This is a genomic window from Peptoniphilus koenoeneniae (assembly GCF_030812875.1).
In the GTDB taxonomy this organism is placed as follows: Bacteria; Bacillota; Clostridia; order Tissierellales; family Peptoniphilaceae; genus Peptoniphilus_B; species Peptoniphilus_B koenoeneniae.
The window spans coordinates 22,405-35,116 of record NZ_JAUSTN010000003.1 but is presented as its reverse complement, the minus strand read 5'-3'; the positions used below and the strand labels follow the sequence as shown (position 1 = coordinate 35,116).

Below are 12,712 nucleotides of genomic sequence, written 5' to 3'. Positions count from 1 at the left end.
ATTAAGTGTTTATTGAAGTTTTTATTGAAAAAAGTCTTTCAAACTTTGACAGGCTTTATACATATGAATGTGATTTTTTAGTTGAACCGGGAATGAGAGTTCATGTTCCTTTTGGAAAGGGAAATAGAAGTCTTATAGGTCTTGTAGTGCGCATAAATGTTGAAAATGAATCAAAAAAGTTAAAAAAAGTTATAGATGTAATTGATGATGAACCTATAATTAATAAAGATTTAATAGACCTTGGCTTTTGGATGAAGGATAAATATTTAAAGGGCTATTATAAATCTTTTCAGCCAATACTGCCTCCGGGAGATTATAAATTTATTGAAGTTTACGCACAAGGTGATGAAAAACAGCCTTACGGCCATCTTTTAAATAGAAATATTTATGATTTAAAAGCAGAGGAAAGAAAACTTTTAAAGGATTTAAAAGATAAGGGTCAAATAAAATTTTTTTATAAAGTAAAAACTCAAGTTAAAGAAAAATTTATAAGTTTTTATAAGTTAAGTGAAAATTATCTTGATTTTACTTTTTCTGAAAAGTTAAGTGAACCTGCAAAAAATGTAATAAAATATCTTGCGACAAATGGAGAAAAAACAAAAAAAGAAATTTTAAGAGATTTACAAATTTCAGATTCTCCTCTAAAAACTTTAATTAAGAAAAATATTATTGAAGAATCCTTAGTAAAGGACCAAAGAAATCCCTATGAGAAACAGAAAGAATATCGTCAAGTTCCATTAAACATGGAGCAAGTTAAAGCTTATAAGGGGATTTTAGAAACAAAAAAAGAAACGAGTCTTTTATATGGGAAAACTGGAAGTGGAAAGACAGAAGTTTATTTAAGACTTTCAAAAGAGATTATAGATAAGGGTGGTCAAGTTATAATTCTTGTTCCTGAAATAGGATTAACTCCCCAGATGATAGAAAGATTTATGGGAAGATTTCCGGGCAGAGTTTCAATTTTACATTCGAGACTTTCACCAGGAGAAAGATTTGACCAATATATGAAAATTAAAAATGATCAAGTGGATATAGTTGTTGGAGCAAGGTCGGCAGTTTTTTCTCCTCTTAAAAACTTGAAGTTAATTGTAATTGATGAAGAACATGACTCATCTTATAGATTTTCAAAAAATAATTTTTATGATACAAGAGAAGTTGCCCTTAAAAGAATGGAAGGCAGGGGAAAAGTAGTCTTAGGTTCAGCAACGCCATCTATAGAAAGTTTTAAAAATGCTCAAGAAAATAAATATCAACTTTTTAAATTAAAGAATAGGGCAGTAGAGGGAGCAAGACTTCCTAAAGTTGACATTGCAGATATGAGAGAGGAATTATTTTCAGGCAATCTTTCTATTTTTAGCAATAAATTATATAAGCTTATGGAAGAAAAACTTTCAAAAAATGAACAAATTATTTTATTTTTAAACAGAAGGGGTTTTTCAAATTTTGTCAGTTGCAGATCTTGTGGCTATGTTATTAAATGTGACAACTGCGACATATCTATGACCTACCATAAAGACATGAACCATTTAAGATGCCATTACTGCGGAAGCGTTAAGCCAATGGTTAAAACTTGTCCCAATTGTGGAAGCAAATATTTAAAACAATTTGGGATAGGAACTCAAAGAGTTGAAATGGAAGTAAAAAAAGCTTTCCCAAAGGCAAAGGTCTTTAGAATGGATAGGGATACTATGAACAAAAAAAATTCTTATGATGAAGTTTATGAACTTGTAAAAAATCATGAAGTTGATATTTTAATAGGGACTCAAATGTTGGCTAAGGGTTTCGATTTTGAAAATGTAACTTTAGTAGGAATTATTGCTGCAGATATGTCCTTATATATTTCAGATTATAGGGCTCAAGCCACAACCTTTGAACTTATCACTCAAGTTTCAGGCAGGGCTGGAAGATCAGAAAAGCAAGGCAATGTTGTTATTCAAACTTATAATCCGGACAATTATTCCATAGTTCATGCTGCAAAAAGTGATTATGAAAATTTTTATAAAGACGAATTACAAGTTAGAAAAATTTCTGAATATCCACCTTTTACAAAGCTTTATACAATTGTTTTTTCATCAAGGGAAGAAAAAGCGATAAAAGAATATGCTGAAGATTTTTTAAAAGATTTAATAGGGGAACTTAAAAATATAAGTGCAGTTCGCTCAAGACTTATAAACATTCCAAAAATAAAAAATATTTACAGGCAAAAAGTTCTTATAAAAGTAGATCCAAGAGATGAACAGACGTTATTAAATGCCCTAAAAGGGGTAATTAATAAGAAAGAGATAAATAATATAAAAATTGATATAGAAATGGAGTAAGTATGGCTAAGAGAAATATTAGAACTGATGGAGATCCGATTTTAAGAAAAAGATCAAGAGAAGTTACAAAAATAGATGATAGAGTAAAAATTTTAATTGAAGATATGTTTGAAACCATGGATGATGCAGATGGAGTTGGTCTTGCTGCACCTCAAGTGGGAATTCTAAAAAGAATAATTGTAATTGATGACGGAGAAGAAAATAGGCTTGCTCTTATAAATCCTGAATTTATTGAAGAAAGCGGAGAACAAATAGGGCCTGAGGGATGCCTTTCAGTACCGGGAAAACAAGGAACCGTTAAAAGATTTAATAAGGTAAAAGTAAAATATCTATCTGAAAATCAAGAGGAATGCCAAATTGAAGCGGAAGGATTTCTTGCAAGAATTTTGCAACATGAAACTGACCATTTAAATGGAATTTTGTACATTGATATGGCGGAGGACATTGTGGATTTACCTGAGAAAAAAGAAGATGGGAGTGAAGAATAATTTGAAAATTATTTTTATGGGAACTCCAAGTTTTGCTGTTCCAGCTTTAAAAAAGATTTCAGAAAAACATCAAGTTGTCCTGGTAGTAACAAGGGAAGATAAAAGACAAGGAAGGGGCAAAAAACTTGCTAAACCTGAAATAAAAATTTGTGCAGAAGCTTTGGGCCTTGAAGTTTATCAACCTGAAAAAATTAATTCGAAAGAATCTATAGAAAAATTAAAGTCCATGAATGCAGACTTAATAGTTGTGGCAGCTTATGGAAAAATTTTAAAAGATGAAATTTTAAAATTAACAGGAGATAATCCGGTTAACATTCACGCATCTCTTCTTCCTAAGTTAAGAGGAGCGGCCCCTATTAACAGGGCTATAATAAATGGAGATGAATTTGCTGGAGTTTCAATTATGAAAATTGAAGAGGGCCTTGATACGGGAGATTATTGCTTTCAAGATAAAACTCCAATAAAAAACAAAAATATAGATGAACTTACAGAAGAGTTGGGACAAATGGGAGCAGACTTAATTGTTAAATTTTTAGAAGATTATGAAAAAAATAATATTAAGTGGATAAAGCAAGAGGATTCTAAGGCAACCTATGCTCCAAAAATTGAAAAAGAAGAAGGTTTTATTGACTTTAAAAAGATGACTGCTGATGAAATTGAAAGACTTTCCAGAGCCTTGTTTGATAAACCTGGAATATCTTTTAATTATGACGGCAATAGAATTAAAATTTCAGATCTTGAAGTTTTAAACATGGAAGGAAAAGCAGGACAGGTTATTTCAAATGAGGGTCAATTAATTATTATGACAAAAGATAAGGCTATAAAGATTAATAAAATTCAGTGGCCGGGTAAAAAGATGATGAATACTGAAGATTTTCTTCGTGGAAGAAATATTGAAGAAGAAAAAATAATAGGGGGTTAATATGCTTTTAGGATACGGATACTATTCAGGTTTAATATATTTAATTCCAGGTTTTTTACTTTCCTTGTATGCTCAAAGTAAAATCTCTTCAAATTATGAAAAATATAGAAAAGTTTTTAATGAAAGCGGTTTAACGGGAGCTCAAGTTGCAAGAAAAATTTTGGATGCAAACGGATTAAATAATGTAACTATAAAAGAAGTAAATGGAAGGTTGACAGATCATTATGATCCAAGAGATAAGAGCCTTTCACTATCACCGGAAGTTTATGAAAATTCCAGTGTGGCATCAGCTGCTGTTGCAGCTCACGAAGTTGGCCATGCTTTGCAAGATAAGGAAAAATATGGACCTCTTGCTCTTAGGACTTACCTTGCACCAGGAGTTGCTATAGGATCAAACTTAGGTATATATCTTGTCATTATGGGACTTATATTTTCAGATTTTTTATTAAATTTAGGAATAGGTCTTTTCCTATTGGCAGTGGCTTTTTCTATAATAACTCTTCCTGTTGAATTTAATGCATCGGCAAGGGCAAAAGAAGAACTAAAACTTTTTATGTCTGATAGGGTTATGGAAGGAACTGAAAAAGTCCTCTCTGCAGCAGCTTTAACTTATGTTGCTTCAACCCTTGTATCAATAGGAAACCTTCTTAGACTTTTAGCCCTTAGAAATAGGAGCAGAAGATAATATGACAGTTAGAAAAAATGCAATGAAAATCATCCTTGAAGTAAACAAGGGTGCTTTTTTATGGAAGTCCTTAGATAAATATAGAAATTATGACGAGATGCCCCTTTTAAGAGAAATTACAAGCGGAGTCATTAGAAACAAAACTTATTTAGATTATTTAATTGAAAAAAGTTCAAAAATAAAATTTAAAAAAATTCACGAAAAAATTCTTACTATACTTGAATTAAGTCTTTATCAAATAATTTTTATGGACAATATACCAAGTTACACCATTGTTGATGAAGCTGTAAAACTTGCAAAAGAAGTGGGAAATAGAGGTTCCATAGGCTATGTAAATGGAATGCTTAGAAATATTATAAGAGAAAAAGATTTTTCAGTTGACTTAAAGGGTATTGAATATCTTTCAACATTTTATTCTCACAGTCTTTCCTATGTAAAATATATAATAAGTTTATATGGAGAAGAAAAAGGAGAAAAAATTTTAAAACTTAATAATAGTGAAGCTCCATTTACAATTAGAACAAATACCTTAAAAATTTCAAGAGAAGAACTTTTAAAAAAGCTTAAAGAAAATTATATTGTTCAAATTGATAAGCTTACAGATTCAGGTTTAAAAATAGAAAATCCAAGAGGAATTTTAGATTCAGATGAATTTAAAAAAGGATTTTTTTATGTTCAGGATTCAGGTTCAATTTTAATTTCTCAGGTTTTAAATCCAAGACCTGGCTCAAAAGTTTTGGATATGTGTGCAGCTCCCGGAGGAAAGACCGCCCATATGGCAGCCCTTATGAAAAATGAGGGTAGCATCCTTGCTTGGGATAGGGATAAAAAAATAAAGCTTATTGATGAAAACACAAAAAGACTTGGAATAAAAATAGTAAAAACTCAAATAAATGATTCAACTATCTACAAAGAAGAAAATAAAAATGAATTTGATTATGTTATGTTAGATGCACCCTGTTCAGCTCTAGGACTTATAAGAAGAAAACCTGAAATAAAATATAAGGACTTTTCGAATATAAAAGAATTGTCAAATATTCAATATAAACTATTGGAAAATGCTTCACAATATGTAAAACTAAAGGGTGAGATATTATACTCAACTTGCTCTATTTTGAAAGTTGAAAATGAGGATATAATCTCAAAATTTTTGCAAGAAAATAAAAATTTTGAGATTGTAAAAACCTTTGATAAAGATACTTTTAGAACTGATGTAACAATGGGAAGCGATGGTTTTTCAATGACTAAATTAAGGAAAATAAGATGATTTATATAAATGACTTAACTTTTGAGGAAATGAAAGAATATATAAAAAAAATTGGAGAAAAACCTTTCAGAGCTGAACAATTATTTAGGTTTTTTAATTCTGAAAAAAAATTAAATTTAAATGAATCTTCAAATCTTCCCAAATCTTTAAGAGATTTAGATGTGAGTAAAATAAAAATTCATAAAATTTTTAATTCTGAACTTGATGAAACGAAGAAATTTTTATTTAGCTTAGATGATGGCAACCTTATAGAGGGAGTCCTTATGAAATACAAATACGGATATGCTCAATGTATTTCAACCCAAGTGGGATGCAGAATGAATTGCTCTTTTTGTGCATCAACTAAAAAAGGTCTTGTTAGAAATTTAAGACCATCGGAAATGTTGGGACAGATTTATCAAGTTGAAAAAGCCTTTGACATAAATGTTTCAAATGTTATATTAATGGGGTCAGGAGAACCTTTTGATAATTTTGACAACCTTTTAAAATTTTTAGAAATTATTCATGATGAAAAAGGCCATAATATGAGTTATAAAAACATTACAATTTCGACTTGTGGAATAAGCCCAAAAATTTATGAGCTGGCAGATTATAATAAAAAAATAACTCTTGCACTTTCTTTACACAATCCTTTTAATGAGGAAAGAAAAAAAATTATGCCTATTGCAAAAAAATATGATATTAATGAAGTTATAAAAGCTTGCAAATATTATGAAGAAAAAACAGGCACAAGAGTTACTTTTGAATATACTTTAATTGACGGAGTAAATAATAAGGATGCTCATGCCAATGAACTTTCCAAGTTATTGAAAGGCATGCGAAGTCATTTAAATATAATACCTTTAAATCCCATTGAAGAATATCAAGAAAAAAGACCTGATAGAAAAAAAGTTGAAGATTTTAAAAATAAAATGAATAAACTTGGATTAAATGCTACAATTAGAAGAGAATTAGGCAGTGATATTTCAGCATCATGTGGGCAGTTAAAGAGAAGTAGTGAGGTAGAACATTGAAAATAGTTTCAAAAACTAACGTCGGTAAAGTCAGAGAAAAAAATGAAGATTATTACCACGTGTCCGAAAATCTTCCTCTATTTATTCTTGCAGACGGAATGGGTGGACATTTAGCAGGTGAAACAGCTTCAGCAACAGCTGTTAAAACCATAGTCCATGAATTTGAAAGCAAGAATATAAAAGAAGCGGCAGATGTAAAAACACTTATAGAAGAGTCAATTGAACTTGCAAATAAAGTAGTTTTCGATTTAGCAAATAGTGTGGAAAAATATAAGGGCATGGGTACCACTCTTTCAATAGCCTATATTTTTGAAAAGCAATTTATTTATGCCAATGTAGGAGATTCAAGAATATATGAGCTTGACAAAGAAGGAATAAGAAAGCTTACAAGAGATGACACTTATGTAAATTATTTGTTGGACATAGGTGAAATAACGGAAGAAGAAGCAAGGGTACATCCAAATAAAAACGTGCTTACATTAGCTCTTGGTACTGAAAAAAAACTTAAAGTTAATATTCAGTCAAGAGATATTGAAGGAAAAAAATTTTTGCTCTGCAGTGACGGACTTACAAATATGGTAAAAGAAGAAGACATATACAAACTTTTAATGGAGAATGAACTTGAAGATGCCGGTAATATGTTGATGGAAAAAGCCCTTGATAATGGTGGAGTTGATAATATTACTTTTATATTAATAGATACAAGTAGGTGTGAAAGTTGATAGGAAAAATTTTAGGAAATAGATATGAAATATTAGAAAAAATCGGCACCGGAGGTATGGGGGACGTTTATAAGGCCCATGACAGAAGACTTGATAGAATTGTTGCTATAAAAATCTTGAAGCAACAATATAATGAGGATTCAAATTTTATAAAAAAATTTAAAAGAGAATCTCTTGCTGCAGCAAGTATTTCTCATCCAAGTATTGTCAGCATATATGATGTCGGTTCAGAAGAAAATCAAAAAGAAACTGTCCATTATATAGTTATGGAATTTATTGATGGGAAAACTTTAAAGGAACTTATTCAAGATGAAAATAAAATTCCTGAAAAAAGAGCTTTAAATTATGCTATTCAAATTGCTGAAGCATTAAAAGTTGCCCATAGTAAAAATATTGTCCATCGTGATATAAAAAGCCAAAATATTATGATCACAAGAGATGATAGAGTTAAGGTTACAGATTTTGGAATAGCAAGAATTGCAGATAATACAACAGTAACTGCAACAAATGCCATAATGGGTTCTGTTCATTATTTTTCACCAGAACAAGCAAGGGGAGGAAAAGTAGATAACAGAAGCGATATTTATTCTCTTGGAATTGTAATTTATGAAATGCTTACAGGAAAACTTCCCTTCGATGCAGAAAATCCTGTATCAGTTGCTCTTATGCAAGTGCAAAGTAATATGCCAATGCCATCAGATAGTGTTCCAGGAATAAGTAAAGAAACAGACTTACTTGTAAAAAAACTTACCATGAAGGATCCTGAAGACAGATATGAAAATGCTCAGGCTGTAATCCGTGATATAAAAAATATTTTACTTGGCAGAAAAGAAGACTTCGGTTTTGAAGAAGTGAGAAAGAAAAGAGTAATAAGACGAAGCGACAGAGAAAATATAAAAGTTAAAGAAGAAGATGAACCTGTTATAGAAGAAAGACCTAAAAAACCAAAAAAGGAAAAATCTTCAAAATTGCCTGTAATTTTAGGCTCTTTAACTGCACTTTTACTTGTAGCTCTTCTCATTTTTGTAGTACCTAAAGTTTTATCTGGAAGAGACAGTGGGGATAAGCCCGTAGAAACTAATGAAAAGATTACAGTGCCTGTTTTAGTTGGAAAAACAGAATCAGAAGCAAATTCAATTTTAGCCGCACTTGGACTTAAACCTGATAGGGAAGTAGATGAAGATGACACCCAACCAAGCGGAGTAATATTAAGTCAAGAACCTAAAGATGGAGAAGAAATTGAAAAAGGCTCCATGGTTAAAATAGTTGTAAATAAATTACCAGATACAGAAAAAATTCCGAACTTAGTCGGTAGAACTTTAGAAGAAGCAAAAGATATTATAAAGGGAACAAGTTTGGAAATAGGCGAGGTAAAAGAAGAATACAATGAAAGCATAGATAGTGGAAAAATTATTTCAACTTCACCTGAATCTGGCTATGAAGTAGGAAAAGGACAAAAAATTGATATCCTTATATCAAAAGGAGTAGACAACAATCCTGTAAATTTAAGAAGCTTAAAGGGTATACCTCTTGAAGCTGCAAAGGGAGTTTTGGACAGTTTAGGACTTAAATATAAAGTTGAAAATGTAAGATCCAACAAAGTGGATGAAGGAGAAGTTGCATCTCAAAATGAAGTTGGAGAAGTTTCAAAATCTACGGAAATAATTTTATATGTTTCAGAAGGACCTTTACAAGATGGAGAAAATGAAGTAGGTTCAGAAAACTCCTCTGAAGACGTCAAAAGTGAAAGTATAAGTGTTACAATTCCTCAAGACGGAGCAAGACACAGAATAATAATTAATAGAATTCACAATGGAAACACAAGTGAATACTATAATTATCACAAGACAAGTGAAGAAAGCCCCGTTGAAATTGAACTTAAAGGTTCAAAGGGAGACACATTTAATATTTTTATAGACGATGAACAAGTAGATACAAGAACACTATGATAGGAAAAATTATAAAGTTGACGGGAGGATATTATTATGTCCTCTCTGATACTGTTTATGAAACAAGAGCAAGGGGACTTTTCAGACATCAAGACTTAAAACCTTTAGTAGGAGATAATGTTGAATTTGAAGTTGAAGAAAATTCTCTTGGCTACATTACAAAAATTTTAGAAAGAAAAAATTTTTTAAAAAGACCGCCTGTTGCAAATGTTGATGCGGTCTTAATTTTAATAGCGGCAAAATCTCCATCTCCAAATACCCTTTTAATAGATAAGGTAATTGCAGAATATGAAAGAGAAAATCTTGAAATAATAATAGGCATAAATAAAATTGACTTAGATGAAGAAGCTGGAAATAAACTTTATGAAACCTATAAAAAAAGCGGATTTAAAACCTTTAAAATAAGCCTTAAAAATTCCCTGGGAATAGAAGAACTCCAAGAATATCTTTTAAATAAAACCATAGCCCTAAGCGGAGTATCAGCAGCGGGGAAATCTACCTTAATAAATAAATTAATAGGCGGAGAATTAAAAACCGGAGAAATAAGTAAAAAATTAAATCGTGGACGACACACAACAAGGCATACGGAAATATTTTCCGGGAAAAATATATATCTTTTTGATACACCGGGATTTTCAAACTATGAGTTAACTTGTCCATCAGAAGATTTGAAAAATTATTTCAGAGAATTTATTAAATTCGGTCCCTGCAACTTTAACAACTGTAATCATATTCATGAGCCTAAGTGCATAATAAGAGAAAAAGTAGAAGAAGGAAAAATAGATAGACAAAGATACGAAAACTATAAAAATCTTTATTTAGAATTAAAAGAAAAGGAGAAAAACAAATATTCATGATAGCACCATCAATCTTGTCCGCAGATTGGACAAATATGCAGGAAGAATTTAAAAAATTAAATCAAGGTCAAGCTGATTACATACATATAGATGTAATGGATGGCAATTTTGTGCCAAATATTTCTTTTGGGCCTTCCCTTATAAAGCAATTAAGAAAACTTACAAAAATACCCTTTGACCTGCACCTAATGATAATGAAGCCTGAAAATTATATTGAAGAATTTAAAAAAGCGGGAGCAGATATAATTACTATCCATCCATCAGCAACACTGCACTTAGATAGAACAATCTCTCTTATAAAAGATTTGGGAATGAAAGCAGGAATTGCAATAAATCCAGGAGAAAATATAGATTCTATAAAATACATTTTAAAAAAATTGGACTTGGTTTTAATTATGAGTGTAAACCCAGGCTTCGGTGGACAAAAATTTATTGATTATAGCCTTGATAAAATTAGAGATTTAAAAGAACTCATAAAAGAAAAAAATTCAAAAGCTTTAATAGAAGTTGATGGTGGAATAAAACTTGATAACGCAAAAGAAGTAATAGAAGCAGGAGCAGACATATTAGTGTCAGGATCAGGAATATTTGGAGAAAATACCCTAGAAAATATAAGGAAGTTTAAAGAAATAAATTGAAAGCAACAGTAATATCAGGGGGGAAAAAATTAGACCCCACGATAATAAAAAGAGAAATAAAAAATTCATATATAATTTGCGCCGATAGCGGCATAAAAAATTTAAGAGATTTAAAAATAAAACCAGATTTATTATTAGGAGATTTTGATTCCATAGAAGACCTTGACAGAAAAAAATTAGAAGATAAAGAAATAGAAATTTTAAAATTTCCAAAGGAAAAAGATGGAACTGACACAGAAATGGCTTTGGAAGAAGCAATAAAAAGGGGCTTTGACCAAATAACAATCCTTGCCATGAGCGGCACAAGACTTGACCACACCCTTGCAAATTTATTTTTACTTGAAAAAATTTACAATAAAAAAATAAAAGCAAAAGCAGTAGATAACAACAACGAAATAATTTTTGCAGGACCAGGTCAATATATTTTCAAAAAAGACGAAAATTACAAATATATTTCCCTTGTCCCCGTAAGTGAAGAAGTAATATTTTCAACAGAAAATATGGCTTATGAAGTAAAATCCCTTTTAATAAAAAGAGAAACATCAAGAGCAATTTCAAACGAAATGAAAAAAGGAAAAGAAGCAAGTAAAATAATAATAGAAAAAGGAAAAACTTTTATAATAAGATCCGTTGATTAAGTCGACGGATTTTTTTATGGGAAAATATAAAAAAGTTATAAAATAAACTATATAAAATTTATAAATATTTTAAAAAAGTATTGCAATTATACAAAAGCTCCTTTACAATTAAGCATGAAAACTTTTATAATTATATGCTTAAAGATTGTGTTAACTGAAAAAAATTGGGTAATATAAAACATAGGTGATGTTATGGAGCTGAATTTTGAAGACAAAAAAATTGCTTTTAAAGACGTACCGATTTTGTCTTACCTCAGTGAAGAAGAAATAAATTCGATGAACTCATCCTTTGAAGTAGAAAGAGTATCAAAAGGAGAGGCAATTTTTAAGTCCGGTCACCCGGCAAATGTTATGTTCATAGTTTATGAAGGAATATTCAAGCTTATGAAGCCCTTAAGCGACGGCAGAGAACAAATACTATATATTTTTAAAGCCGGCGATTTTGTAGGAGGGCTTAATATTTTGTCAGGGGATAAGTATGTTTATAACGGAGTCTGTCTTACAGACTGTGTAATAATTAAAATATCCAGTTGTGATTTTAAAAATGTTCTGCTTAAAAACAGAGAATTTTTATTGAAACTTTTGGAAAAAACATACGAAAGAGTTAGAAAAAGTGAATCTCTTATAGATGTTTTGTCCGGCATAAATGCCAATATGAAAGTTGCAAAACTTCTCATAAACTTTGCTCAAATATATGGCAAAATCACAAAAGAGGGTATTTTATTAAATCTGGATATAAATAGAGAAGAGCTAGGCTTTTATTCAGGAATCACAAGGGAGACAATTTCAAGAAAGCTTAATCAGTTTGAAAAGGCCGATTATATAAAACTTCTCCCAAAGGGACGTATATTAATTAAAAGTATTGAAAACTTATATGATTTAATTTGAAGGTGAAATAATGAAAAAAATTAAAATGGAAATTTACGAAGAATACGCTGAAATGTTAAAAGTTATGGCTCATCCTATAAGACTTTTGATCGTGAAACATCTTTCTCAAAACGGAGACTTAAATGTTTCAAACATACAAGAATTAGTTGGAATACCTCAACCTACTGTTTCTTCCCATCTTGCAAAACTAAAAAGAAGCAAGGTTTTAAAATCAAGAAGAGTGGGAACGGAAATTTATTATATGATAGATAGCCCGAAAGCAAAAGAAATTATAAAAATACTTTTCGGAGAATAAAAACTTGAGCGTTGAAAAAACGCTCTTTTTTT

At 30.5% G+C, this 12,712-nt stretch carries 13 protein-coding genes; all 13 read left to right on the top strand.

The annotated features are described in order from the left end of the window. Nucleotides 1-5 precede the first annotated feature (5 nt). The 13 genes from priA (at nt 6) to J2S72_RS02980 (ending at nt 12,680) form a co-directional block, all read left to right on the top strand. Nucleotides 6-2,318 carry a primosomal protein N' gene (gene priA, locus J2S72_RS03040; RefSeq protein WP_023055420.1) on the top strand — a complete coding sequence of 771 codons (2,313 nt, stop codon included), beginning with the start codon at nt 6-8 and terminating at the stop codon, nt 2,316-2,318. A 2-nt stretch (nt 2,319-2,320) separates the two neighbouring features. Beyond that, nucleotides 2,321-2,806 carry a peptide deformylase gene (def, locus tag J2S72_RS03035; protein WP_023055344.1) on the top strand — a complete coding sequence of 162 codons (486 nt, stop codon included), beginning with the start codon at nt 2,321-2,323 and terminating at the stop codon, nt 2,804-2,806. A 1-nt stretch (nt 2,807) separates the two neighbouring features. Further along, nucleotides 2,808-3,728: a methionyl-tRNA formyltransferase gene (gene fmt, locus J2S72_RS03030; protein WP_023055368.1), complete on the top strand. Its 921-nt coding sequence runs from the start codon at nt 2,808-2,810 to the stop codon at nt 3,726-3,728. Between the two features lies 1 nt (nt 3,729). Continuing rightward, entirely contained in the window at nt 3,730-4,413 is a 684-nt protein-coding gene (locus J2S72_RS03025) for a zinc metallopeptidase (protein WP_023055319.1), read from the top strand. Nucleotide 4,414: 1 nt separating this feature from the next. Next, nucleotides 4,415-5,680 (top strand): 16S rRNA (cytosine(967)-C(5))-methyltransferase RsmB, encoded by a 1,266-nt coding sequence (gene rsmB / locus J2S72_RS03020; protein ID WP_023055391.1) that lies wholly within the window; start codon nt 4,415-4,417, stop codon nt 5,678-5,680. Beyond that, nucleotides 5,677-6,693: a dual-specificity RNA methyltransferase RlmN gene (gene rlmN / locus J2S72_RS03015; RefSeq protein WP_307494963.1), complete on the top strand. Its 1,017-nt coding sequence runs from the start codon at nt 5,677-5,679 to the stop codon at nt 6,691-6,693. Before rsmB ends, rlmN begins: the two co-directional genes overlap by 4 nt. After that, nucleotides 6,690-7,415: a Stp1/IreP family PP2C-type Ser/Thr phosphatase gene (locus J2S72_RS03010; protein WP_023055346.1), complete on the top strand. Its 726-nt coding sequence runs from the start codon at nt 6,690-6,692 to the stop codon at nt 7,413-7,415. The genes rlmN and J2S72_RS03010 overlap by 4 nt, the downstream gene beginning before the upstream one ends. Further along, nucleotides 7,412-9,364 (top strand): Stk1 family PASTA domain-containing Ser/Thr kinase, encoded by a 1,953-nt coding sequence (gene pknB / locus J2S72_RS03005; RefSeq protein ID WP_023055418.1) that lies wholly within the window; start codon nt 7,412-7,414, stop codon nt 9,362-9,364. Before J2S72_RS03010 ends, pknB begins: the two co-directional genes overlap by 4 nt. Further along, nucleotides 9,361-10,221 (top strand): ribosome small subunit-dependent GTPase A, encoded by an 861-nt coding sequence (gene rsgA / locus J2S72_RS03000; protein ID WP_023055359.1) that lies wholly within the window; start codon nt 9,361-9,363, stop codon nt 10,219-10,221. The genes pknB and rsgA overlap by 4 nt, the downstream gene beginning before the upstream one ends. After that, nucleotides 10,218-10,859 (top strand): ribulose-phosphate 3-epimerase, encoded by a 642-nt coding sequence (gene rpe / locus J2S72_RS02995; protein ID WP_023055429.1) that lies wholly within the window; start codon nt 10,218-10,220, stop codon nt 10,857-10,859. The genes rsgA and rpe overlap by 4 nt, the downstream gene beginning before the upstream one ends. Continuing rightward, nucleotides 10,856-11,497, top strand: coding sequence for a thiamine diphosphokinase (locus tag J2S72_RS02990; protein ID WP_023055356.1), 642 nt, complete (start codon nt 10,856-10,858; stop codon nt 11,495-11,497). Before rpe ends, J2S72_RS02990 begins: the two co-directional genes overlap by 4 nt. Nucleotides 11,498-11,689: 192 nt before the next feature. Then, on the top strand, nt 11,690-12,385 hold the full coding sequence (locus J2S72_RS02985) for a Crp/Fnr family transcriptional regulator (protein ID WP_023055354.1): 696 nt from the start codon (nt 11,690-11,692) through the stop codon (nt 12,383-12,385). 10 nt (nt 12,386-12,395) lie between these two features. Next, complete coding sequence (locus J2S72_RS02980) at nt 12,396-12,680, top strand: ArsR/SmtB family transcription factor (RefSeq protein WP_023055414.1); 285 nt, start codon at nt 12,396-12,398, stop codon at nt 12,678-12,680. Nucleotides 12,681-12,712 lie beyond the last annotated feature (32 nt).

What these genes read in the sequence shown, in the direction of transcription:
- def (WP_023055344.1), top strand. Translation starts at nt 2,321, where the DNA reads ATGGCTAAGAGAAATATTAGAACTGATGGAGATCCGATTTTAAGAAAA.
- J2S72_RS03025 (WP_023055319.1), top strand. Translation starts at nt 3,730, where the DNA reads ATGCTTTTAGGATACGGATACTATTCAGGTTTAATATATTTAATTCCA.
- rsmB (WP_023055391.1), top strand. Translation starts at nt 4,415, where the DNA reads ATGACAGTTAGAAAAAATGCAATGAAAATCATCCTTGAAGTAAACAAG.
- rlmN (WP_307494963.1), top strand. Translation starts at nt 5,677, where the DNA reads ATGATTTATATAAATGACTTAACTTTTGAGGAAATGAAAGAATATATA.
- rsgA (WP_023055359.1), top strand. Translation starts at nt 9,361, where the DNA reads ATGATAGGAAAAATTATAAAGTTGACGGGAGGATATTATTATGTCCTC.
- rpe (WP_023055429.1), top strand. Translation starts at nt 10,218, where the DNA reads ATGATAGCACCATCAATCTTGTCCGCAGATTGGACAAATATGCAGGAA.
- J2S72_RS02985 (WP_023055354.1), top strand. Translation starts at nt 11,690, where the DNA reads ATGGAGCTGAATTTTGAAGACAAAAAAATTGCTTTTAAAGACGTACCG.
- J2S72_RS02980 (WP_023055414.1), top strand. Translation starts at nt 12,396, where the DNA reads ATGAAAAAAATTAAAATGGAAATTTACGAAGAATACGCTGAAATGTTA.